Here is a 23585-nt window from a genome sequence, read left to right as displayed (position 1 = left end):
CGCTCGAAACCCGCAGGCGGTTGCCGAAGGAGCACGGATGCCGAGAACCACGCCACCCCGGCCCGAGGACATCGCGTCCGTGCACCCGGAGCTGGCACCACTGGCCCGGCAGGCTGTCCGCCTGCACCCGCGCGCGGGCCGACCGTCCGTTCACGACGGCTCCGTCGGCGGACCGCTCCTGTGGCCCGCCGACGAGGAATGGCCGACCTGCGCGGAGGAACACCAGCACTGGGAGCCGCCCGTCTCCCTCGACGATGTCCGCCGCAGGCGGGCGCTGCTCGAAGCCGCCTGGCTCCGTGCTCGCGAGCCCAGCGAGGACCTCCTCGACCCCGACCAGCGCGCGTACCTCGACAAGCTCGAGGCAGGGCATCCGGCTCAGGCCGGGCCGAACGCCCTGCTGCCGGTCGCCCAGCTCTACCTTCGCGACGTCCCGGGACTGGTGGGCCCAGAGGGAGCCGACCTCCTGCAAGTGCTGTGGTGCCCGCTCGACCACCACAACTGGCTTCCTGCGGCCCGCCTCGTCTGGCGGAACGCCGCAAGCGTCGGCGAGCTGCTCACGGATCCCCCGGAACCCGCCGATGTCGAGCACTACGGCAACTACGTTCCCGAGCCCTGCGTCCTGCACCCCGAGGTCGTCACGGAGTACCCGGCACCGCACGAACTCCCGAAGGAGCTCGCTGAACGTCTCCACAGCTGGGGGGAGGAGCAGCTGAAGGACTTCGGAGCAGGCCCCGGCGGCGCCTACTACCAGTACGAGCTCTCGGTCTCTCCCGGCTGGAAGGTCGGCGGCTGGGGCCCGTGGAGCTTCTGCGACCCCTCGCCCATGCACTGCGAGACCTGCAACGCCGAGTACAGGCCCCTGCTCACCATCGGCTCGGGCGAATGGGACGGCGGAAGCGGCAGCTGGATCCCCCTCGAAGACCGCGAGGAGCCGTCGGGCCCCACCGGGCTGCGCACTCGTGCCAATGCGCCGACGGTGACGATCGGCCGGGGCTACAACCTGCAGATCTACATCTGCCCGACATCGTTCGACCACCCGCATCTCGAAGTCATGCAGTGAGCCGGTCGCGCGGTCGGACGCCGCCCGTCCGCGTCCGCTCGCGCCGATGACCGGAGAGGCACCCCTTAGGGGACGCGAAGGCTCCTTCCGGAGGGGGCGGATACACCGCTGAGTGGACGTCAGTTCCGGTGCCCGCGACCTACTGTCGCCGACATGAGACGACTTCGCGTCACCGTCGGCGCGGCAGCCCTGCTGCTCGCGCTGCCCCTCTCCGTCGCCGCCGCCGTTCCGGCTCTGGCCGTACCGTCCCCGGCGGGCTCCGCCGCGCCCGCAACCGCACCCGCAACCGCGCCCGCATCCGTACCCGCACTCGGCGCCGCCGCGACGGGCGACCCGGCCGCCGTCCGCATCGAACTCCCGCGCCCGACCGGCCCGTACGGGGTCGGGCGGGAGATCCTGCACCTGGTGGACCGGGACCGTCCGGACCCGTGGGTGCCCTCCGCCGGTCCGCGCCAGCTGATGGTCTCGATGTACTACCCCGCCCACGCCGGCACGGGCGGCCCGGCCCCGTACATGACCGCCGGGGCGGCCCGCGCGATGCTGGACTTCCGACTGCCGGGCAACACCGTCCCCACCGAGGTCCTCGCCGGCGTCCGGACCTGGTCGGCGACCGGCGCCCGTCCGCAGGGCGGCCACTACCCGCTGGTGGTGCTGTCGCCCGGTTTCGTCGACGCGCGGACGGCCATCACCGGCCTCGCCGAGGACCTGGCCAGCCGCGGTTACGTCGTCGCGCTGGTCGACCACACCTACGAGAACACCGGCACCACCTTCCCGGACGGGCGGACACTGCCCTGTGTGATGTGCGGCGTTCCCAAGGACTGGGCGCAGGTGGACGAGAGCCGGGCGAAGGACGTGTCGTTCGTCATCGACCGCCTGACCAGCCGTCCCCACCCGGCGTGGCGCTACGCCCGGATGATCGACCGCGACCGGATCGGCATTGCCGGTCACTCCGCCGGTGGCGCGGCCACCGTCCCGGCCCTGCTCACCGACGACCGGATCCGGGCCGGGGTGAACCTGGACGGGACCATGGACGTGCTGGTGCCCGCCACCGGGATCGGCGGCAAGCCGTTCCTGATGATCGGCCACCCGCTGGGCGGCGGCGCCGAGGACGAGAGCTGGGAGACGAGCTGGCCCCGCCTCGACGGCTGGAAGCGCTGGCTGACCGTCGAAGGCACCGACCACCACAGCTTCACCGACTTCCCGGTCCTCGTCGACGGACTGGGCCTGCCCCCGGCCCCCGGCACCACCATCGCGAGCGGGCGCGCCGTCGATCTCACCCGCCGCTACGTCGGAGCCTTCCTCGACCTGCAGCTGAAGGGCATCGAGCAACCGCTGCTCGACGGCCCGAACGCGGCCGACCCGGAGGTGCTGTTCCACCCCTGACCCCCGGCCCGCGGGCGGGGACCTCGGCCGCACGCCGGCGTCCCCGCCCGGGCGGGAGCGGTATTCGACGGGCTCTGTCACGGGTGGGGGAGCGGCCGAAGGAGGCGCCGAACGGCGCACGGCGCGCGTTCACCGCTGGTGCGGCGGAACGCCGGAACGGCTCATGAGCCGACATCGACTCGGCGGAACCCGGTGACGCCTCGTGGGCGAGCCGCAGTGCGCTCGCCCACGAGGCGTTCCGTCACCAGGTCGAGGTGCTGCCCGGACCTTCGGGTCCGACGGCGCCGCCCTCGCCCTGCTGGTCGCCGGATCACGGCGTGGAGCGCAGGCGTTCGGCCTCGGTTCGGCGCTCGCCTCGGCGATGCTCAAGGTGGTCGACGCGCTGCCCGAGAGCTATCGGGACACCGCGGCCGGCGCGGCTCAGCGACTGCTCGTCGACCCGGAGACCGACCTCCTCTCACGTCTGCTGGTCGCCGAGGAGGTGCCCGACACCATCGTGGCCGCGGTTCTGCGCGCGGTGTTCACCGGACACAAGCTGCGGATCCACTACGCGGCTGTGGACCGGACCCCGAAGTGGCGCACGGTGGACCCGATCGGCCTGGTCACCGTGCGCGAGCAGGGCTACTTGCTGGCCACGCGGTCGGGCGCGGACCGCACCTATCGGCTGTCCCGCATCCTGGCCGCCGAGGAACTCGCCGAACCGGCACAGCGGCCGGAGCGGGTCGATCTGGACTGGGCCTGGCAGGAACGCAGCCGGCGGTTCCGGACCGGCGGTGATCAGGTCATCGTGCGGGTGCGGGTGGACCCGGCGCGGCGGGAGGACCTGGTGGGCACCGCGCTGGCGGTCCTTGTCGAGGAGGCCGACGCGGACGGCCGGCTGCGGCTGGAGGTCACCTTCCAGGATCCGCGACACGCCGAATGGGCGGTGTGGCAGCTCGGCACGAACGCGGAGGCCCTGGCTCCGCAGTGGTTGCGCGACTCCCTGCGCGACCGCGCCGCCGCGATCGCCACCTGCTACGGAGTGTCGTCCTGAGAGTTGTCACCTTTCGCGGCTCAGAGCCACCAGCGAACGAAGGTGACGACGCCGAGGGTTGCGAAGCCCAGGAGGGCCAGACCTGCGAGAGCGAGTCCGGCACAGAACAGTGTCCCGGTCGAGTCGGCCTGCTCGGTGTGTTCGGCGCGGTCAGGTCTGTGGTGCCAGTGGATCGGGCGGCCCGCCTGCGCGGAGGCCGCCTCGCGGAGCCCGGCCAGCCGGGCCCGGGAGGTGTCCGTCGGTGCCGACTCCTCGGGGCCGCGCCAGGCGACGGCCGTCATTCGGTCGAGCGGATCGGGGTGTCGGGCCTCGAAAGCCGCCGTCTCGTCGGGATCCCGGTCCGCGTCGAGGTACGCCCAACGGCCTGCCTCGGCCGGCTAGCCGTACAACCGGTAGACCTCGGCCAGCCGCCGCCTGACCGTGAGGTCCGCCGGGTACGAGCCCACCAGGCCGCGCAGGCGTTGACGAGCGACGGGTATCCGGCCGGCGAGAAGGTCCGCGTCGACCCTGAGGAGGGTGCTCTCAACTGTCACCGGATCATGGTGACGAACGAGGAACACCTGGTCAAAGGACTTACGAGCCCGCTCGGACAACCAACCGGAGCCCGATGTCCTTCAGGAACGGCCCCGCCCCTCCGGCGACTGTGCCGCTTCCTGTCGGGCGTCGCGATCCGGGGACCGCGAGGGCACCCTGCGGGGTTCGGTTCGGGTGCCCCGTCGGTGGGGCGGTCCGGAGGCGTCTGCCGGGTCGCTGGCGTCGAGGGGGTGGGAGAGGGCATGGTGTCACCATGTCCGAACGCCGCGACCGTCGTCGTCTTCACGCCCGTGCCCGCGCTCTCGGGGTGCCCGTCGGGCAGGTCCGGCGCCGGGTCCCCCCTCGTCGGCCCGGGCCGACGCCCGTGGAGCCCGCGTGGCCGCGTACCGAGATGCCGGACCGGGACGAGGCTCTTGCGGTCGTCCGGGAGATGTCTCCGGAACCGGTGACGTGCTGCACGGTCTCGCGCGACCGGCAGGTCTCCGACGGCGGGACGGTGGTGATGATGACCCGCCACATGGCCGACTGCCCGGTCTGGTCCGCCCGCTGACCACGGGCCCCGACGGGCCCCGACGAGCCCAACCGCGCGGCGGGTGTCCGGCACCTTCCGCCGGACACCCGCTGTCGCGTTCCGCCGGACGCTCAGGTCAGGAATCAGGAGAGCATCTCCATTGCGGCGCGCACCATCAGACCGTACGCACCCGAGATCTTGTGCACGTATGCGCCGTCGATGGTCATCGACCCTCCATTGGTTTGAGTGCGGAGCAGTGCTCCTGTGCCACGTGCACGCGGCAGTTACCTCCTTCCGGCTCTCCTTCAGGCGGATAGCTGCCGTACAAACACCGCCTCATTCCTCGTGCCTCCTCGGGCCGGCAGACGGCAAGGAGCGATGGACGCCGGACGAGGGCGGGGTCGGCCAGCGAGCCCTGCCCGGTCCACAGGCCCGGTTCGACCGGTGGCAGCTCGTGGTGGATTCGCCCGGCCCTCACTGGCGCCTGCAGGTCATCGCATCCAGGTGCTCCGGCCTCGGGAGCGGGTTCGGCCGGCCCACCGGTCGACGGGCGAGAGTGGTGATCACCGGCCGGGGTGCGGCGGCGCGGACGCGCTCACGGTGCGGCGCGTCGCTCGAACGCGCGAGGATCTCAGCAGGTATCGTGCGCCGTCGAGGTCGGCCTCCTTGAGTGCCAGGCTGTTGTACTCCAGGACCCACCATCAGGAAGTCTTCGAAGACCTTCAGGCCGAAGAACCCCTTGAGTGTGTCGGGCGCGGTGCCTGCGATCCATTCGACCAGGAAGGCGAAGTACTCGGGTGCGCCGGAGGTCGCAGGAGCGCTTCCCGTACCGGCCTACGAATGGGGCTCTCCGGACATGGGACGAAAGACCTCGTGGATTCGGTGGACGGAGGTGGCCGGGGCCGTGCCGGACAACCGCGGTCCCGGCCGTTCGATCAGGTGGTGACGGTGATGCGCGTGGTCAGGACGCACTGGTCCGGGTCGGCCGGGGACGGGGTGATCGTGACACAGGCCGTGCCAGGCTTGATCCCTTCGGCGCACGGTGTGGAGGTCCAACTGCCGTGGTCGGCTCCTGGGATCACCTTGAGGACGTCCGGGTTGTCGGTGCTGATCCGGCTGTTGGCCGGGTCCTCCCACCCGTAGAAGTAGATGGTTCTGCCCGCTTCCGCGGAGGTCGAGGGCCTGCCCACCATGACGGGTGGCAGAAGGGTCGTGGACGTGGTGCTGGTCATGGGACTGCTACTCCCTTCGCATCGGTCGGCAGGGTGTGGAAGGGGCCCGGCTGTCGGGACTTCACCCCGGGCGCACTGGTGGCTCCCGCCGGCAGGCCCGGCCGGCCCCGGTGCGGAGCGGGGGCACAGGAGGACAAGCCGGGGAAGCTCCGGCAGTCGCACCGGACCGAGCCCACCCCTGCTCTCCTTCCAGCCTGGCACCTTCACACCGTCCGCGCATCAGGTCGGTGCCGCCGCGTTCGGCACTCCTCACATCGAGTCACCGCACCAGGCATGCGCCCCGGGGTGTGGAGCCCTCGCAGTCCCCGACCAACGGGCCACCGGCGGCAGCCGGATCAGGCGCCCCGGTTCGACGAAGGCCGCACTGAGCGTCACCAGCCCGGCGACCGACAGGGCCGGGCCGGCCTCGCCCAGCCGTTCTGTAGTGGGCCGCCCAACGCCTCGCAGTGGTCAGCGAGACCTGGAAGCGCTCGGTGCCGCGACCGGTGCCATGGAACTCGACGTCATGACCTACAACTTGAAGTTCGACGACCAGGGCAGCGCCACCACCAACTCCTGGACAACGCGGCGGCCTGTCATGGCCCGCCTCCTCACGAGTGCGCTCCCGCATCTGCTCGGCACCCAGGAGGGGCTCTACGGCCAGCTCAAGCAGATCCACCGAGACCTGTCAGCACAGCAGAAGCGGCGGTACGCCTGGATCGGCGAGGGCCGAAAGGGCGGCAGCCACGACGAGTTCATGGCCATCTTCTACGACACCGACCGGCTGGTGCCACAGGAGTACCAGCACTTCTGGATCGACAAGGCGGACCCGCTGACCATCGGGAGGACGTGGGACGAAGAATCGGGGTCGCCCCGGATGGTCACCTGGGTGCGCTTTCAGGACACGGTGACCCAACAGGAGTTCTATGCCATCAACACACACGCAGACGATCAGAGCGAGCGGTCCCGCCAGGCGAGCGCCACCATGATCCGGAATCAGATGCGCAATGCCCTGGCACGCCTGCCGCGCTTCGACACCAGCCTGCCGTGCATCGTGACCGGCGACTTCAACACCGCCGCCGTCAAGAAGGAGCCGGTGTACGACACTCTGGTCGGGGACGGACGCCTGGTGGACACATGGGTAGTGGCCGAGAAACGGGGCCAGTCGTACGCCACCTGGAACGACTGGCAGGACCCCAGGCCGGTCGACGAGCGGCTCGACTGGATCCTGACGACACCGAAAGTCAGGGTCAGCTCGGCCTCGATCAACATCTACCGGGAAGACGGGCAGTGGCCGAGCGACCACTGCCCGGTCCAGGCGACCCTGACGCTCCCGACCTCCTGACGATGCCTCGAGCGCGTTGACGAGAACGCGACGAACGGGTGCGTCGAACGGCGATCCAGCGTACTGGTCGACCTCCTGGAGATTGTCGAGGGTTGTGCGGTTCATCGGCTGGGTGCGGCGCGCCGGCGCCGTAGGAGCCGGGATTCGCTGATGCGGCCGAGTCGTGGCTTCCGCAGTCCAGGGCGCTGGGGACCCGGCACAGCGTGGCCGTGCTGGACTGCCCTGGTTCGGGGCGGCTCCTCGGCTGGGGCGGGGGTGACTGCGGAGGACTTCGTGGGGAGGATCGCTGTAGTAGTCGGCGCAGTCGCTCCGGCCCCGTCACCCTGGCCCTGGTCGAGCGTTTCCCGGGTTCGGTCCTGGCCGTGCGGGCGGCGCATTCAAGGACGATTTCCCGCGGCAGGTGCGCGGGCCGGTCGTCAACGGCTGGGCGGCGGCCAGTTAATGGCCCAGGCACAGGGGCATCGGTCGGCCGCCGACCACTACCGGCCTGCCGGACTCGGGCTCGGCCGCGCGCAGCAGGCAGGCCTGGAGCAAGCCGCGCCCGCCGCCGCTGAGTCGCAGGACCCGCCACGGTCGCACCGGCAGGACGGCGGACCGTCCAGGCGTCCGCTCAGGCGCCCTTGCCGGGTAGCCTGGTCCTGTAGGCGGGCAGCTGAACCGTCACCCGCGGTACAGCGCTTACGTCCCCGCTCGATGCCTGCGCGTACACGGGAGTTCCCTGTCGTACGCACGGAGGAACGCGAGGCTCTCATGGCTGTCGGAACCATCGTCGGTCTGATCGTGGCCGGCCTGCTGGTCGTCTTCCTGGTGCTGGCGGTGAAGTACCCGAACCGCTTTTGAGATCCGCCCCGAACCGACTGGGGCCCGCCTGAACCGGCCGCCCCGAAGTCGTGGCAGCCCTGCCCTGACAAGCCGCGGTCCGCCTTCGGGCCGCGTCTGTTCGGCTCTGCTCCCGCAGGTGCCCGGGCACGGGCTGCGGAGAAGCCCGTGCCCGGGCGCTGCTGCGTGGCCTTTCGCGGCAACCGCAAGCGTTCTCGGCGCAGTGCGGCGCGCGGCGGCGAAAAGTACCGTCCGGTTCGGAGGAGTTCACCGCCGGGCTCGGCGGTGGGGCGGTCGGGTGTGGAGTGGCGACGGAGGACCGGGTAGCCGGTGCGGCCGGTCCCGCGTCGCTCCAGTCCTTCCATTGGGTGGTCGTGGTCATTGTGCAGGTGGAGCGGCAGCAGGGCAGCTCGCCACCCGCCGGGTCGCCGCCAGGGAGGGCGGCGCGCTCGTCGGGTCGCAGCAGGCCGTGGAGGTTCTCCCCGACCTCCGGGGACGGTGACAGGCGAAGCCCAGCGGCACTTGGCCCACCTGCTTCCTCTGCAAGCCCCGGGTCGGCCCAGTGACGGCCTGCTCGACGGTCCGGGCCATCGCCCGGTTCCTCACTGTTCGGTGACGTGCATGAACCGGGATGTGCCGGGGTGCGTTCCGACACCGGTGCCGCTGTCGTCACAGGTCGCGGAGGCGGGGTCGCCGCCGGACCGGCCGGGGCACGGGCGAGCGGGTCCTCGCACTCCGGAGCTTCGGGGCTCGCGGCGCGGGGACCCGCTCCCCGGCGCGGCCCGGGAGATGGCGTGAGTCTCCGGTCAGTGCCAGAACTGGGCCAGGGCACCTGATTTGTAGGGGGCCGGGGAGACGCTGAGGTCGCCCGCGAACGGGCGGTCCATGACGAGGGTGAGCAGGATGCTGAACCCGATGAGGCCGGCGACGGAGGCGACGAAGAGGATCTGTATGCGCTTGCTCCGTACGCCGAAGAGGAGGGTGAGCGGGATGATGATGAGGGCACCGCCGTAGACCAGGATCTGGAGCAGGATGGGGAGTTCCTGAGTGGCCATGGTGATCCGGGCTCGTCTCTGGGCCACGAGTGTGTCGAGGTTGGCAGTGGCCTGGTCGTAGTAGGACTGTTCGCTGTTGGTCTGGGGTTCGTAGGACTGGACCGCGTCGTAGACGGCCTGAAGCCGGGCTTCGGTGGCTTTGTAGTCGGGCGATCCGTTCCGCATCTGGGGCCACTGGATGTCCACCACTCCGTGCACGTAGGTGCCGACGGCCGCGTTGATCTTTTCCTGCTCGGTCTGCGGGAAGGCCCGGGCGTCGCGGACCAGGGATGCGGCGGCCGTGGACTCGGAGGCCACGATGGTGGTGGCGGTGTCGAGTTGGGTCCACAGGGTGACGATGACGAAGGCCAGGATGATGCCGTAGATCGCGCCGAACATGCCCAGGGTGGTGCCGACCATCTCGTTGTGCTCGCCTTTGACGAGGTCGGGGAACCGGTGGCGGACCAGCAGTGCGGCGAGTACTGCGATGATCATGATCCCGCCGACTATGAGGAGCGTCAGTGTGGAGGTCTTGAAGGTGTTCAGCAGCCACAGTTCCATGTCGCTCTCCGTGCCAGTGTTGATCTTGCGATGAGTGTCCCCGCCCTCCGGCCCGTGTCGTGTTCGCGTGCTCCTGGCGGGTCGGTCGAGCGCCTGGCCCCCACTGTTGCTCGGCCGGCCTCCTGCGGTACCGGGCACAGTCCCTAGTGCCGTCCGCTTCGCCCCTGGGGTTCTGGGACCGCGTGGTGCATGCGGTCAGTGCGGAGGTGCGTGCCCGGGAAGCGACGGCGAGAAGCCCCGGGTGGGCGCCCGGGACTTTCCCCGGGTGGGCGCCCGGGACTTTCCCCGGGTACTCCCGCATCCACGCGCGCTAGAAATGAACGCACGGGTCCCCCGAGCCGACCCGGACCACCGGTACCGCCCCCTGGACCTTCACCGCCTGAGGCCGCTGCGGCTCCGTCGCCGGCCTTCGCGAACGCCACCGGAAACCGGCGCCGGAGCCGCACCGCCGCACTGCTTCACGCCGAACGACGGAGGACGCTCATGCCGACGCCGATGTCCGTACCGAACCCCCTCACGCCCGAAGTCGTGCAAGCCCCCCCGGCCATGTCGCAGCCCTCCCGCGGACCCCGCTCCGTGTGGCGGCGGATGGTGCGCTCGCGCCGGCTCGCGGACCGCGACCACCTCACCGCCCTCGGCGGGCTGCCGGCCCTGTCGCTGGACGCGCTGACCTCGGTCGCGTACGGCCCGGAGGCTGCCGTGGTGGTCCTGGCCGTGGCGGGCACCGGGGCGATTGAGGGGATGCTGCCGCTGAACATCGTCATCGCGGTGCTGCTCGGCACACTGGTGCTGTCATACCGTCAGGTGATCGCTGTCCACCCCGACGGCGGGGGCTCGTACGCCGTCGCCAAGCGGGAGTTCGGCCCGCGCATCGGCAGACTGGCGGCAGCGGGGCTGGTGGTCGACTACGTCCTCACCGCGGCGGTCAGCCTGGCCACCGGTGCAGCCAGCCTCGCCTCCGCCTTCCCCGTGCTCAACGGCCACCTGCTGCCGGTGGCATTGGCCGCTCTGGTCCTGCTCGCCGCCGTCAACCTGCGCGGGCTCGCGGAGAGCGCCCGCCTGCTGATGCCCCTGACTGTCCTGTTCGTCCTGTTCGTCCTGGCCGTCATCGCCGCAGGTCTGCTGCACCCCGCCCCGATCGGCGAGGTCGGCGGTCCGCCCTCTGTCGCCGTCACCCAGGGCTTGGGAGTGCTGCTCCTGCTCAAGGCGTTCGCCTCCGGCTGCACCGCGATCAGCGGGGTGGAGGCGATCGCCAATGGCGTCCCGGTCTTCCGCGAGCCGCGCGTGCGCACCGCCCAGCGCACCCAGGTCCTGCTCGGTGTGCTGCTCGCGTTGACGCTGACCGGCCTGGGCTACCTGCTCACCCGCGACCGCGTCGTCCCTCGGGCCGATGTCACCGTCCTCGCCCAGCTCACCGCACACTCGCTCGGCACCGGATGGCTCTACTACGCGGCCAATCTGACCGTGACACTGCTGCTCGCGGCCGCCGCCAACACCAGCTTCGGCGCACTGCCGGTCCTGCTCGCCCTGCTCGCCAAGGACGACCGCATGCCACACGTCTTCGCCCTCCGCTCGGCCCGCCCGGTGCACCGCGCCGGAGTGCTGACGCTCGCAGCACTCACCGCCCTGCTGCTGGCGGCCACCGGAGCGGTGACCGGCCGCCTGATCCCGCTGTTCGCGCTCGGGATCTTCATCGGTTTCACCATCAGCCAGCTCGGCATGGTCCGGCACTGGTGCCGGAGGCGCCCTGCACACTGGAGGCGGTTGAGCGTCCTCAATGGTACCGGCGCGGTCCTGACCCTCACCGCTACCGGCGTCCTGCTGGTCTTCAAGTTCACCGAGGGAGCGTGGGTCGTCGTCGTGGTGGTGCCGCTGCTGATGCTGCTCTTCACCCGGGTCGAGCGGTACTACGCCGCGGTCGCCCGCGCCACCGGCATCGGCCGACTTCCCGCCCGGCCCCAGGCGGGCCGAGGCCTGGTGATCGTCCCGGTCGGCGAACTGAGCGCGGTCACCTCCCACGCCCTGGCTCGCGCGCTCTCGCTGGGCGGCACCGTCGTCGCCGTGAACGTCCACAGCCAGGACGCGACCGCCACCACCATCACCCGACAGTGGGAGGAGTGGAACCCCGGCGTCCCCCTCGAAGTGCTCCCCAGCCCGCATCACTCCCTGCTCGGCCCGATCGTGCAGTACGTCCAACGAGCCACCGCCGCGGGCCACGACGTCACCGTCCTCCTCCCCGAGAAGCTCCCGCGCCGCCACCGCGACCGCCTGCTCCAAGGCCGCCGTTCCGCTGTCCTGGCCGCACTGCTGCGCCGCCGCACCGCCGCCGTGGTCTCCACCGTCCCCTACCATCTCGACTCCGCTGTCACCTCACGCACTGACCTGCCCGTGCCCTTCCCGTGACCAAGGTCGGGTGACCACGTCCAGGAGGCCGGGGGCCCAGGGCGCCAACGTGGAATCGGACCTGCCAGAACGGAGCCCCAGGCGGGTGGCCTGGGGCTCCGTGCCGGTGATTCCGGGTCATCAGGCGGCGACGGCGGGGGTTGCCGCTGCCGGTTGAGGGTGGCCGGACATCAGGTCACGAGGCGCTCACATCGGATGTACCGGGTCCAGGGGCGGCTTTGCGGATTGTTCATCCCCTCGCGGACAGGCGCAATCCACTAGCGATCGCTCTACGAACATCTGGCGATCTAGAAGATTCGGTTGCACGCCGTGCAAAATTCCAGTCGGAGGGTATTAAGAAATGAACAGAACGCGAATGGCTGAGGCCTACGATCTGTCGACGATCGCCGACGAGGAGATCTTCGTCGTCAGCGGCTTCACCCATCCCGTCCGCGGGCGGGTCGTCTGCCCGGCGGCGCCCCTCGTTGCGGCCTGGATGGCCGGGCAGGGATGTCCCGCACCCGTCCGTGAGTTCGCGCCAGGTACCATCGGGCGCCCGAGCGCCACGATCGGATCCGCGCGGTCCGGAGTGCTGGCCACGACGACCTATCTCGATCTCGACGGGCGGGCCGTGGGCATCGCGGTCGCGGGTGGGTCCCGGAGAGCGGAGTTGGCCGAGGATGTAGTGCGACGCTGGTCGCGGACGCTCAGGACCCGTCGCGCGCTGGTGGCACTCACCTCCCGGCCGTGCGGATACGGTCGGGGTGGCAGGCCACCGTTGCCCGAGCGCAGCGGCCCCGAAGGGGACTTGGGGAATGACGGTGAAGAGGTGTGCCGCGCAGCGAGGACGGTGGATGCCACGGTCCGCTCCTACCTGGACCGGGGTGACACCGTTCTCCTCCTCGGCCACCGGGACGACCGCCGCCGTCCCGGACCGGCAGGGCGTGAGACCGTGCCCAGGCCGGCCGGATCGGTCGTTGAGGTCGGCGGGCCGGAGGCGGTGGCGGGGCTGGAGGTCAAGGACGAATCGCGCATCTCGTTCGTCGTGCGACCGTGTGCGGTCGTCGAGGAGATCGTCCCGCTCCTGCGCGAGCTCCGGCACCGGTACCCCGAACTGCGCGGTCAGCACCCCGATCAGTGGTGTTACGTCGCCTCCGACGCGCGGTGGGCCTACCGGGCTGTTGCCGAAGCCAGCGATCTGACACTGCTGACCGGGAAGGCCGAGCCACATCCGGCGGTGCTTGCGGGGGGAGGGTCCCCGCGCAGGATCAGGTCGCTGGCCGAGCTTCTGCCGGACGAGATCGCCCCGGCCGCGACTGTCGGCCTGGTGGCGACCGACGACGGCCTTGCCGAAGCGGACCAGGACGCTGTGACGGTGACAGACATCCTTGAGGTGCTCGCAGGGCTGGGGCCGCTGAGTATCGTTCACCGCCGCGTGCGGACGGACGTCAGTACGAACATCTACGAGAACGCGCCGATCACTCTTCCCTAGCGCGGACCGCCACCGTGCGCCGCGGCAGGGGGAGGATGCGGCGACCCGGGGCTGGCATGTGCTGTCGAGGGTGGTTCGCGGGTGCTCTTGCCTGCGGGCCGACGGCAGGGGTCCAGGTGGTGTCACCTGTCGGACGTTCGAACTCTGGTCGGACGAACGCTGTGCCGCAGGTCCGGTACCCGTCGGCTGCGTCATATGCAAGATGGTCCCGCGGTCGCACCGACTGGTTGGTTTCGCGGATGCTCTTCCGGTAACACTGGCAGTATTTGCGTTCCCGTTCGGTGCGGTCCGTACAGAACTGCGTTAACTGGCACCCGTTCGCAAGGGAGTCGAACATGATCGCCTCGCGTCCTGAGAACGCCCTTCTGAGGGCGTTGCTCCGGGAAGCGAAATGGAGTGGGGACGGTCTGGCTTCGGCCGTCAACGCCCTCGGTGCCGAGAGTGGGTTGGGACTGCGCTACCGGCGACCGTCAGTGGCGCAGTGGTTGGACGGCTCCATGCCCAGGGCGGAGGTGCGGATCCTGGTGGCCGAGGCGTTCAGTCGTCGGCTGGGACGCGAAGTGACTCCCTCCGATCTGGGCATGGCCACCGCCGGCAAGCCGGGTACACCGGGCGGCGATCTGGAGGGGATGCTTCCGGTGCCCCGTACCGCGGTCTACCGCCTGGCCGAACTCGGCCACGTTCCGACCAGTGCGGAGGGCCGTACCCGTGGCCTGGCGCCAGGGCCTGCCGTACCGCCGCAGCTCGGCAAGCAGCACGTCAGAGCGGTGCACGACATGGCCGTCCTGCTGTCGCGGACCGACCAGACTTTCGGCGCGGGGGCAGTGAGGCAGGCGTTCACCTCCTACCTCGACAGCACGGTCGTCCCCTGGCTCAGATTGTCAGGACGCCCCGCAATCCGGAACGAACTGCTCATCGAAGCAGCCAGGCTGACCTACCTCGGTGGATTCCTGCACTTCGACGACGACCTGCAGGGCCCCGCCCAGCGCTACTACCGGATCAGCGCCTCGCTGGCGGACGAGGCAGGAGATTCGTACGGACTGGCGCTGGCGTTACGGGCACTGAGCGTCCAGGCCTGGTCGCTCGGGCACTACCGGCAGGCATACAGCCTCGCAGAGGCAGGAACCTCCGCAGGTTGCCGGGCCGGGCCGGGTACCTTGGCGTTCCTCAACGGTCAACTCGCCCTGTGCACGGCGGCGATGGGAGAGCGAAAGGTGGCGTTGGAACGACTCGCCCTGGCCGAACTGAGCCTGAGTCGGGCGGACATCGCGGCGACCCCCCCGGTCGGCGCCTACAACCTGGCCTCGCTGGCCCACCACCGGGCCGCGCTCAGCCGCCACCTGGGCGACTCCGCCGGGGCTCTGGCCGCCTTGAAGGAGGCATCCCGGCTCCGGCCCGCCCACGAAATCCGGTCTCGCGCGCTGGTCCTCGCCCGTCAGGCGGAGCTGGAACTGGAACGTGGGTACCTGGAGGCGGCCTGCGCCCGTTGGCAGGACTTCCTGACCGCCGGGCGAGGAATCCGTTCCCGGCGTCTGAACCGCGCGGCCGCGACCATGCGCGCCTGCCTGGCACCGTATCGCCACAATTCTGGGGCACGTGCGGTACTGGCCACGTGTCGTGAGGTGTTCCCTGTGACGGCCGAACGGAGTTGACCACCGGCATGGAGGCCTGAACCTCGACGGAAGCGGTCACGCGGTGCGCCGCACCGCGTGACCGCTTCCGTTCGACCCCGAGGACACCGGGGCTGATCGGACCGTAGCGGTGCCCTGCCGTCGGCCCCGGTGCCCGGATTGCCGTCCGACGGGTGGCAATCCGGGCACCGGGGCCGTGGATGCCGACCGAGGCGGCACCGGCCCGCTTCAGGGGCCGATCGTGAGTGTGGTCTGGGACGTGGTGCCGGCGATGCCCGCACCGGCACATGCCAGCGGGTCCAGGCTCGGGACGATGGTGACCTGCTCGGCGCTGAGACCGGCGAACCGGCCCGCGCTGATGGTTCCGGTGCGCAAGGAGGCGCTCTGCCCGCCGACGCTGGTCAGGGTGGTGGTGTAGGGGAAGGTGCTGGTCTGGCCGTTGTCCCAGGTGAACACCCTGGTGCCGCTCTGAGTGGCCACGCCGGAGGAACAGGACTGCGACGGGTTGGTGAAGCTCTCGTCGTAGTAGGCCGAGGCGACGGTCGCCCCGACCGCCAGGCACAGGCCCGGACTGGCGAGTGAGCCGAGATCGCCGTGCGCGGTGATGCTGGTGGCCTGCGGGGTGTTGGTCAGGGGCGGGGAGTAGCTGATGTTCGACTGACCGCTGCAGGTGATCGTGGTCGTCAGCGGGGCTGCCGAAGCACCGGTGCTGCCGAACAGCGGAAGAATCGGAACCACGACGGCGAGGGCGGCCGTCGAGCGCAGGATCTTCGTACGGTGTGTCATCCGGGTCTCCGTTCCGGTCAGGGCTGTTCCCGGCAGCTGCGGGCGATCGCCCGCAGCTGCTCGCGGCCCACCGTCCAGACTGCTCCCCTCCGAGTCTCGTGCAACCATCCGGTCGCGTGCGGTTGCGTGCGGACGTCGTATCGACGGTGGCCCGGCCGCCCGTCGGCCGGGCCTGGGGCAGCGCCGGGACGATATCGCCGCCGGTCGCCACCGGTTCTTAACACTGTGGCCGGGTAGACGGGATCGTGCCGCCTGACCGGCAGACCTTCTCGGTGTCAGGACCGGCCGGACAGCAGTCGGAGCCGGCGCCCGGGGCGCCACAGGTCACGTCTGGACGCCGGAGACGCCGAGGCGGTTGAGCGGACCGCTGCGTCGGGCCGGTACGGAGGGCTCGGGGGTTGTCCTCGTGTCGGTGAGGGACCAGCGACGGACCGCGTCGTCGTGGCCGAACTCGAACAGGTCGTACGCCAGGTTGTCGCTCGCATCCGCGGTCAAGGTCGATTGCAGTAGTACGTAGTCGCCCTCGGCCACGGTCCGTTCGAGCCTGCGCCGCGCGCCGTTCACGGCCCGTCGGGATTCGGCGTGCGCGCCGAAACGCTCGCACAACCGGTCTGCGAACACCACGTGCTCCAAGGGGTCCTGTCGCATCAGCTGCACCGCGCGCTCGGTGTTGACCGGACTCGCCCCACTGGTCGGGCCGTAGGGCCGCAGGCTCGGCAGACCGTGGGGCGGGTCCTGCAGGGGGCCGAGCGCGTCCCAGTGTTCGACGAGCAGGCCCTGGTGCGTCCTGAAGAGGTCGACGGAGGCCAGGGGCCCGTCCGCCAGACCCTCGCATGTCCCGATCATGGCGAGGAGGGAGCCTTCTACGACGGCGAGGTCTAGGTTGTAGCGGAAGTCCGGCGGCAGTCCCGCCAGGAGATCCGCCAACCCGGGCCGGGCACCCGTCACCGCAGCGGGCAGCAGCCCGTGTTCGCGGTAGTGCGCGGCGCACAGGGCGGCCGCTCCGATCCCGTCCCGCGTATCGAAGACGCGCTCGATCCGCTTGGCAAGCTGCGACAACAAGATGATGTCCCCTCAACGGTGCTTGGCGAAGTGGGTCGTTGGGGCCAGCCCTGCAGTGCTCGGCCCGCGAACGTTCCCACGTCAGGACGTATCGTCCCAAGGCTCCTCCGGCTTCACTGTCCGGACGGTGCAGAGGTGTAAAGAGTTCGCACGTGTTAAGCGCGCGTCCCGTGTGGTGGGTCTGGTTTCCCATGAGTCGCGGAGACGGTGGTGTCGTCCCGGTCGAAGCCGAAGGAGCGCTGACCGGTGCCGCAGCCCACAGAATGCTCCACCACCACGTGCGCACCGCATCGAACCGGCCTTCGTCGGGGCGCGCCGTCACGCTGGGGCGCACAGTTGCCAGAAGTCCTTGCGCCGATTGATGTGCGGATAGGCGTCCAGCGGCTGGGGGACGCCCAGGAACTCGGTCAGCGGGCCCCAGCCTGCGGTGGGATCGAAGAGCAGCAGGCGCTCCGTGGGCAGGTGGGAGACGACCGCGTTGACGTGCGCCCGGTACACGGCCAGAACCTCGTCCTTGTCGTGGACCCGCCCTCCGAAGACCCGATCGGTGATCACCCGGTACATGAGGTCGTCACTTGCGACGGCGCCGGGGATCCCGTGCTCGTTCATCGCTGCTCGCGTGGTGGCCAGGGGCGGGGTTGCCCCGAGGGCGACGGAGATGGTCTGCGCGAAGCTGGCGTACCACTCATGTGGTTCGCGGACCGTCAGGATGACCTTGGCCTCGGGGTAGAAGTCCGCGAGCTCGCGCCAGAACGCGGCGGTGGGCCAGTCGACCGCCGCCCGGAACCCGGCATAGACGGTGTCCCAGCCTACTGCTCCGCCCGCAGCGGTGTCGGACAGGACCTGGTACCAGTGAGCAGTTCTCTGTGGCTCCGCTATCAGGGTCTTCCAGTGATAGCACGGTCCGTACCCCAGTATCTGCAGGGCACTCTGCAGCGAGGCGGTCCCGGTGCGACCGAAGCCCGCGCCGATGACGTCCATCGTGGTGCTCCTTCGGAATGAAGCGGAGCATGCCATGCACGGCATGCTCCGTCGGCCGGATTGACCCGCCGGGTCACTGCAGGACGTTGACCTGGGTGGTGAAGTGGTAGTTGCTGAGGCCGGCTGTCCTGGCGCAGGCCGCGGTGTTGGAGAGGACGTTGGTCAGGACAGTGTTGTTCTCCACCGTCGCCCCTGAGAAGAGTCCGCTGTCGACCGTTCCGACACCCGGGACGTTCTCCAGGAAGTTGCCTGCCACGATGTCGATGGTGTTGGTGCTCGTGACCGTCGAACTGTCGTCGAGGGTCCATGTGGCCGTCGCCGTGTAGTGCCCGGAGGCCAGGACACAGGTGGCGCTGTCCAGGTGACCGGAGATGTTCACCGCCCTGTTGACGATGGAGCGGCCGCCCGTTGCCGATTTGTCGGTCCGCAGGTCGAGACACGAACCCGATGCGGAGGCCGTGACGTCGACGCTGCGCGGGCTCAGGTTGGTGATTCCCTGTGAGGGGTTGGCGGAGTCGGCGAAGCTGCCCGATCCGCCGATGACGCAGGAGACGGCCGTCAGGGCCCTGATCTCGGCGACGGCGGATGGTGCGTAGGCCGAGGCGGCGGCAGGCCAGACAAGGGCGGCGATCGGGGCGGCGAGGCACGGAAGGGCCCGGCGGGGGAAACGCATGACAACTCCAGTTCGGATACGAGCAGTTACGGAACGGACTTCCCCCAGTCAAGCAAGGTCCGTGTACGCCGCAACTCAGGGCGTCCCGGTTCTCCTGTTCGGCCCATCCGGCTCGCGTCCGTCCACCGGCTGCCGTTGCATGACCTCCATGACCGTGCCCGCACCCGCTCTCCTCCTCCCGCATCCCGACCACCTGCCGGAGACCCTCATGGCACTGCGGGCGGCGGTGGGCGGCCCCGGCGCACCGCACCCGGGAACGCCCAAGCCCCGGAGAAGTCCACGTGAGAGGTGCTACGACGAGTTCTTCGGCGTCATCCGGTCCTCGGGGGAGCCCGCCTCGGTCCTCGCCCACGCCCTGAGGACGACACTGACCATCGGCTGCGCCTGGGCCGAGCCGCACCAGCGGACCGCGATCACCCGGGCTGCCCGCCTGGCCGGCCTCCGCCTTGTCCCCGGCCTGGCTACCGGACGGTCCGAGGATGTCGAACCTCTGGAACGGTGGAAGACCGGACACCGACTCTTCTTCACCCTGAACCAGTTGGCGGTCGTGGCTCTGCGCCAGGCCCGCTCCGGCAGCTGCCGCTTCACAGGCGTGGTGGCGGCCGCGCACGTTCTTCGCGCGGGAGCGGCAGTCATGGCGCTGACCGCGGCGTTCGACGAGGCGTCCTACCATCGGACGGTGCGGCCGGCAATGGCGCCACCGGGTCTGCCACTGGAAGGCTTCTCCGGCCTCTGGTCCGCCGATCACCGTGCCCTCATCAAGGAATTGGGCGTCTGGGGTGAGCACCACGCGCGCCTCTGCCATCCGGACTGCACCGCCCGGCGCGCGCTGCTCGCAGCCCTCGGCCAAGCCGGGGCCGCGCATCACGGTGTCTGCGCTCGCTTCGTCGGACGGCGCCCCTCCCTCGCCGGCAGTGACGACTCCCTCCTGGTCCTGGAACGCCTCCACCGGGCCAGGTACCGTTCGGCGGCCGGTGGCTGAGGGGCGAACGGAGCCTGTGCACTTCTGGTCGATCGTACGGAGGAGCCTTGACGACTGACCGGGTCGAGCCGACTGCGCGACTGCCAGGGTGGGGCGCAGACCCGGGTTTCGCGCAGCAGCACGTGTGCGTGGGGCAGTCGAAGGCCCTCGCAAGGACGGGAAAGACAAGCCCGGTAGCCCCGGAGAGCCGGTCGGTCGCTTCTTCGGCGTCACTGGAAGCAAGACCCGACAAGCCGCATCCGGCCCCTCCGGGCGGAGCAATACCTTACGGAGAACATATGGACCTCTCACGCTGGCTTCTTCGCGCTGTCGACGAGCACGAGGCCTGGACGGAGCAGTTCGGCGAGCCGGTGCGCCATTCGGCGACCGCCGTGGACGAGCGGCAACTGGAGGACGCCTTCCAGCGTCTCGGAAAGGCGCTCGCGACGTGCTACCCGTTCTTCCACCCACGGTACGCGGGTCAGATGATCAAGCCCCCGCACCCGGTGGCGGTCGTCGGTCAGCTCGCCGCCATGCTCGTCAACCCGAACAACCACGCACTCGACGGCGGCCCCGCCACCACCGCCCTGGAGGAGGAGGCCGTCGGTCTGCTGGCCGGTATGGTGGGCTTCGCCACCCCCCTGGGGCACCTGACCGGGGGAGGAACGATGGCCAATCTCGAAGCCCTCTTCGTCGCCCGTGAGTCCCACCCGCACCTCGGCGTCGCAGCCAGCGCCGAAGCGCACTACACCCACACCCGCATGTGTCATCTCCTCGGCATGCAGATCCACCAAGTCCCGGCCGACGAGCACGGGCGGATGGACCAAGCCGCCTTGCGCGAACTGCTCGCCACCGGTCGGGTGGGAACCGTTGTGGCCACCGCGGGCACCACCGGTACGGGTGCTGTCGATCCCATCCACACCATCGTCGACCTCGCCCGTGACGCCGGAGCCCGCGTCCATGTGGACGCGGCCTACGGCGGGTTCTTCCGCTTGCTCGCCGACGAGCCCGACCGGCCGCTCGGAGACCCCGACCCGTGGCGTGCCATCAGCCGGTGCGACTCGGTCGTGGTGGATCCGCACAAGCATGGTCTGCAGCCCTACGGTTGCGGAGCCGTCCTGTTCGCCGACCCGGAGGTTGCCCGGTTCTACCGGCACGATTCGCCGTACACCTACTACACCTCCGGTCGACCTCACCTCGGAGAGATCAGCCTGGAATGCTCGCGTCCCGGGGCGGCCGCAGCGGCCCTGTGGCTCACCCTCCAGGTCTTCCCCCTGACCGCGTCCGGTCTCGGTTCGGTCCTGGCCCCCGGACGCCGGGCGGCCGTGCGGTGGTCCGCACTCCTCGAGGACTCCCCGGAGCTGGAACTCTTCCAGCAGCCGGACCTCGACATCGTCACCTACTTCCCCGCAACTCCCTTACGCACTATGGGTGCTGTGGACCGAGTGGCACAGGCCCTCTCGGACCGGTGCTCGGTGTCTTCCGATCCGCTGTACGTGAGCGTTTCACGTGCTTCGGCGCAGGCCTTCACGAAACGACCCCTCGGCGTTGCGGCGGACCTGCCGGAAGCGCGGATCCTCCGCAGTGTCCTGATGAAGCCCGAGGCCGAGATCTACCTCGGACAGATGCACAGCCGTCTCGAAGAGGAGGCCCGCGCACTGCGAGCCTGACATCACGGCATACGGAGACATTCACCCGAGGCAGGCCCCGGTCCACAAGGCGCACTGGCCCGTTTCGCAGGCAGGTCCACCGATAAGCACTCACACGACGTGTGGAGGAGGATTCCGGCATGACCACCGCGACGGACAGCCCGCTCCGTACCGAGGACCCCGACCAGAATTCAGGGGGGCCTTTCGCGCTGTCCCACCTGGACGCGCTGGAGGCCGAGTCGGTGCACATCTTCCGCGAGGTCGCGGGGGAGTTCGAGCGCCCGGTGATCCTGTTCTCCGGCGGCAAGGACTCCATCGTCATGCTGCACCTGGCGCTCAAGGCCTTCCGGCCAGCCGCGATCCCGTTCTCGCTGCTGCACGTCGACACCGGCCACAACTTCCCCGAGGTCATCGCCTACCGGGACCGCGTGGCCGCCGAGCACAACCTGCGCCTGCACGTCGCCTCGGTCCAGGACTTCATCGACGACGGCCGGCTGCGCGAGCGCCCGGACGGCACCCGCAACCCGCTGCAGACCGTCCCCCTGCTCGACGCCATCGAGAAGGGCCGCTTCGACGCCGTCTTCGGCGGCGGCCGCCGCGACGAGGAGAAGGCCCGCGCCAAGGAGCGCGTCTTCTCCCTGCGCGACGAGTTCGGCGCCTGGGACCCGCGCCGCCAGCGCCCCGAGCTGTGGTCGCTCTACAACGGCCGGCACGCCGTCGGCGAGCACGTGCGCGTCTTCCCCCTCTCCAACTGGACCGAGCTGGACGTCTGGCAGTACATCGAGCGCGAGTCCATCGACCTCCCGGAGATCTACTACGCCCACGAGCGCGACGTCTTCGCCCGCGGCGGCATGTGGCTGACCGCCGGCGAGTGGGGCGGCCCCAGGGACGACGAGCCCGTCGAGCGGCGGCTGATCCGCTACCGCACCGTCGGCGACATGTCCTGCACCGGCGCCGTCGACTCCGACGCCGCCACCATCCGGGCCGTCATCGCCGAGATCGCCGCCAGCCGCCTCACCGAGCGCGGCGCCACCCGGGCCGACGACAAGCTCTCCGAGGCCGCGATGGAAGACCGCAAGCGCGAGGGATACTTCTAATGAGCACCACCCCGACCGGCACCACCCCGACCGGCACCACCCGGACCGGCACCACCCGGACCGGCACCGCCACCTCGCTGCTGCGCTTCGCCACCGCCGGCTCCGTCGACGACGGGAAGTCCACCCTGGTCGGCCGGCTGCTGCACGACTCCAAGTCGGTGCTCGCCGACCAGCTGGAGGCCGTCGAGCGCGTCTCCCTCAGCCGCGGCCAGGAGACGCCCGACCTGGCGCTGCTCACCGACGGCCTGCGCGCCGAGCGCGAGCAGGGCATCACCATCGACGTCGCCTACCGCTACTTCGCCACCCCCCGGCGGCGGTTCATCCTCGCCGACACCCCCGGGCACGTGCAGTACACCCGCAACATGGTCACCGGAGCCTCCACCGCCGAGCTGGCCGTCGTCCTGGTCGACGCCCGCAACGGCGTCGTCGAGCAGACCCGCCGGCACGCCGCCGTCGCCGCCCTGCTGCGGGTCCCGCACGTCGTGCTGGCCGTCAACAAGATGGACCTGGTCGACTACGCGGAGCCGGTCTTCGCCGCCACCGCCGCCGAGTTCACCGCCTACGCGGCCTCGCTCGGCATCGGGGACGTGCTCGCGGTCCCGATCTCCGCGCTCGCCGGGGACAACGTCGTCGAGCCCTCCGCGCACATGGACTGGTACGGCGGCCCGACCCTGCTGGAGCACCTGGAGACGGTCCCGGTCGGCAGCGACCCGAGCGCCGAGCCGACCCGCTTCCCGGTCCAGTACGTGATCCGCCCGCAGACCGAGGAGCACCCGGACTACCGCGGCTACGCGGGCCAGCTGGCCTCCGGCGTGCTGCGGGTCGGCGACCCGGTCACCGTGCTGCCCTCCGGCCACACCACCACCGTCACCGGTATCGACGTGCTCGGCCGCGCCACCGACATCGCCTGGACCCCCCAGTCGGTCACCGTGAGCCTGGCCGACGACATCGACATCTCCCGCGGCGACCTCATCGCGGCCGGCCCGGCCCCCGTCCCCACCAAGGACATCGAGGCCACCGTCAGCCACCTCAACGAGCGTCCGCTGCGGGCCGGCGACAAGGTGCTGCTCAAGCACACCACCCGCACCGTCCGGGCACTGGTCAAGGACATCAGCTACCGGATCGACATCGACACCCTCGAACAGCGCTCCGGCGCCGACGGCCTGAACGTCAACGACATCGGCCACGTGGTGCTGCGCACCGCCGAACCGCTGGCACTCGACGACTACACGGACAACCGCCGGACCGGATCGTTCCTGCTGATCGACCCGGCCGACGGCACCACCCTCACCGCCGGCATGGCGGGCGAAGCCTTCGGATGAAGGAGGGCGTTCACTCCGTGACGGTGCATATATGTCGGACCATCAGATCTTCTTGGGG

At 70.3% G+C, this 23585-nt stretch carries 18 protein-coding genes and 1 pseudogene; 12 read left to right on the top strand and 7 right to left on the bottom strand.

Annotation, left to right across the window (positions count from 1 at the left end):
• Positions 1 to 37: 37 nt before the first annotated feature.
• The 3 genes from OG715_RS00845 to OG715_RS00835 all read left to right on the top strand — a co-directional run bounded on the left by OG715_RS00845 (position 38) and on the right by OG715_RS00835 (position 3476).
• Positions 38 to 1060, top strand: coding sequence for a hypothetical protein (locus tag OG715_RS00845; RefSeq protein ID WP_327063545.1), 1023 nt, complete (start codon positions 38 to 40; stop codon positions 1058 to 1060).
• A gap of 153 nt (positions 1061 to 1213) precedes the next feature.
• Positions 1214 to 2443 carry an alpha/beta hydrolase family protein gene (locus OG715_RS00840; RefSeq protein WP_327063543.1) on the top strand — a complete coding sequence of 410 codons (1230 nt, stop codon included), beginning with the start codon at positions 1214 to 1216 and terminating at the stop codon, positions 2441 to 2443.
• Between the two features lie 202 nt (positions 2444 to 2645).
• Complete coding sequence (locus OG715_RS00835) at positions 2646 to 3476, top strand: helix-turn-helix transcriptional regulator (protein ID WP_327063542.1); 831 nt, start codon at positions 2646 to 2648, stop codon at positions 3474 to 3476.
• Between the two features lie 20 nt (positions 3477 to 3496).
• Here the strand turns inward: OG715_RS00835 and OG715_RS00830 are convergent.
• Both OG715_RS00830 and OG715_RS00825 read right to left on the bottom strand, forming a co-directional pair.
• Positions 3497 to 4009, bottom strand: a pseudogene (locus OG715_RS00830) (DUF6584 family protein).
• A gap of 1447 nt (positions 4010 to 5456) precedes the next feature.
• Positions 5457 to 5753, bottom strand: a complete 297-nt coding sequence (locus OG715_RS00825) for a hypothetical protein (RefSeq protein ID WP_327063541.1) — start codon at positions 5751 to 5753, stop codon at positions 5457 to 5459.
• Between the two features lie 490 nt (positions 5754 to 6243).
• Here OG715_RS00825 and OG715_RS00820 point away from each other — a divergent pair, with 490 nt between their 5' ends.
• Both OG715_RS00820 and OG715_RS00815 read left to right on the top strand, forming a co-directional pair.
• Positions 6244 to 7077, top strand: coding sequence for an endonuclease/exonuclease/phosphatase family protein (locus OG715_RS00820; protein ID WP_327063540.1), 834 nt, complete (start codon positions 6244 to 6246; stop codon positions 7075 to 7077).
• A 750-nt stretch (positions 7078 to 7827) separates the two neighbouring features.
• On the top strand, positions 7828 to 7917 hold the full coding sequence (locus OG715_RS00815) for a K(+)-transporting ATPase subunit F (RefSeq protein WP_327063539.1): 90 nt from the start codon (positions 7828 to 7830) through the stop codon (positions 7915 to 7917).
• Between the two features lie 785 nt (positions 7918 to 8702).
• Here OG715_RS00815 and OG715_RS00810 read toward each other — a convergent pair.
• Complete coding sequence (locus tag OG715_RS00810; protein ID WP_327063538.1) at positions 8703 to 9491, bottom strand: bestrophin-like domain; 789 nt, start codon at positions 9489 to 9491, stop codon at positions 8703 to 8705.
• Between the two features lie 546 nt (positions 9492 to 10037).
• On the opposite strand from OG715_RS00810, the gene OG715_RS00805 reads away from it, so the two are divergent.
• The 3 genes from OG715_RS00805 to OG715_RS00795 all read left to right on the top strand — a co-directional run bounded on the left by OG715_RS00805 (position 10038) and on the right by OG715_RS00795 (position 15017).
• Positions 10038 to 11894, top strand: coding sequence for an APC family permease (locus tag OG715_RS00805; protein ID WP_327063537.1), 1857 nt, complete (start codon positions 10038 to 10040; stop codon positions 11892 to 11894).
• A 355-nt stretch (positions 11895 to 12249) separates the two neighbouring features.
• Positions 12250 to 13365, top strand: a complete 1116-nt coding sequence (locus OG715_RS00800; protein WP_327063536.1) for a hypothetical protein — start codon at positions 12250 to 12252, stop codon at positions 13363 to 13365.
• Positions 13366 to 13700: 335 nt separating this feature from the next.
• On the top strand, positions 13701 to 15017 hold the full coding sequence (locus OG715_RS00795; protein WP_327063535.1) for a hypothetical protein: 1317 nt from the start codon (positions 13701 to 13703) through the stop codon (positions 15015 to 15017).
• Positions 15018 to 15224: 207 nt separating this feature from the next.
• On the opposite strand, the gene OG715_RS00790 is transcribed toward OG715_RS00795, so the two are convergent.
• The 4 genes from OG715_RS00790 to OG715_RS00775 all read right to left on the bottom strand — a co-directional run bounded on the left by OG715_RS00790 (position 15225) and on the right by OG715_RS00775 (position 18498).
• On the bottom strand, positions 15225 to 15782 hold the full coding sequence (locus OG715_RS00790) for a hypothetical protein (protein ID WP_266315383.1): 558 nt from the start codon (positions 15780 to 15782) through the stop codon (positions 15225 to 15227).
• A 324-nt stretch (positions 15783 to 16106) separates the two neighbouring features.
• Positions 16107 to 16844 carry a hypothetical protein gene (locus OG715_RS00785; protein WP_327063534.1) on the bottom strand — a complete coding sequence of 246 codons (738 nt, stop codon included), beginning with the start codon at positions 16842 to 16844 and terminating at the stop codon, positions 16107 to 16109.
• 318 nt (positions 16845 to 17162) lie between these two features.
• Positions 17163 to 17825 carry a sulfotransferase family protein gene (locus OG715_RS00780; RefSeq protein WP_327063533.1) on the bottom strand — a complete coding sequence of 221 codons (663 nt, stop codon included), beginning with the start codon at positions 17823 to 17825 and terminating at the stop codon, positions 17163 to 17165.
• Between the two features lie 73 nt (positions 17826 to 17898).
• Positions 17899 to 18498, bottom strand: coding sequence for a hypothetical protein (locus OG715_RS00775; protein WP_327063532.1), 600 nt, complete (start codon positions 18496 to 18498; stop codon positions 17899 to 17901).
• 148 nt (positions 18499 to 18646) lie between these two features.
• On the opposite strand from OG715_RS00775, the gene OG715_RS00770 reads away from it, so the two are divergent.
• The 4 genes from OG715_RS00770 to OG715_RS00755 all read left to right on the top strand — a co-directional run bounded on the left by OG715_RS00770 (position 18647) and on the right by OG715_RS00755 (position 23527).
• Positions 18647 to 19480 (top strand): hypothetical protein, encoded by an 834-nt coding sequence (locus OG715_RS00770; RefSeq protein ID WP_327063531.1) that lies wholly within the window; start codon positions 18647 to 18649, stop codon positions 19478 to 19480.
• Between the two features lie 278 nt (positions 19481 to 19758).
• Positions 19759 to 21129, top strand: a complete 1371-nt coding sequence (locus OG715_RS00765; protein ID WP_327063530.1) for a pyridoxal phosphate-dependent decarboxylase family protein — start codon at positions 19759 to 19761, stop codon at positions 21127 to 21129.
• A gap of 119 nt (positions 21130 to 21248) precedes the next feature.
• A complete protein-coding gene (gene cysD / locus OG715_RS00760; protein ID WP_327063529.1) occupies positions 21249 to 22205 on the top strand; it encodes a sulfate adenylyltransferase subunit CysD in 957 nt (318 codons plus the stop codon).
• Entirely contained in the window at positions 22205 to 23527 is a 1323-nt protein-coding gene (locus OG715_RS00755; protein WP_327063528.1) for a sulfate adenylyltransferase subunit 1, read from the top strand. The genes cysD and OG715_RS00755 overlap by 1 nt, the downstream gene beginning before the upstream one ends.
• Positions 23528 to 23585 lie beyond the last annotated feature (58 nt).

Source organism: Kitasatospora purpeofusca (assembly GCF_036010405.1).
In the GTDB taxonomy this organism is placed as follows: Bacteria; Actinomycetota; Actinomycetes; order Streptomycetales; family Streptomycetaceae; genus Kitasatospora; species Kitasatospora purpeofusca.
This window is presented reverse-complemented; position numbering and strand designations above follow the sequence as displayed.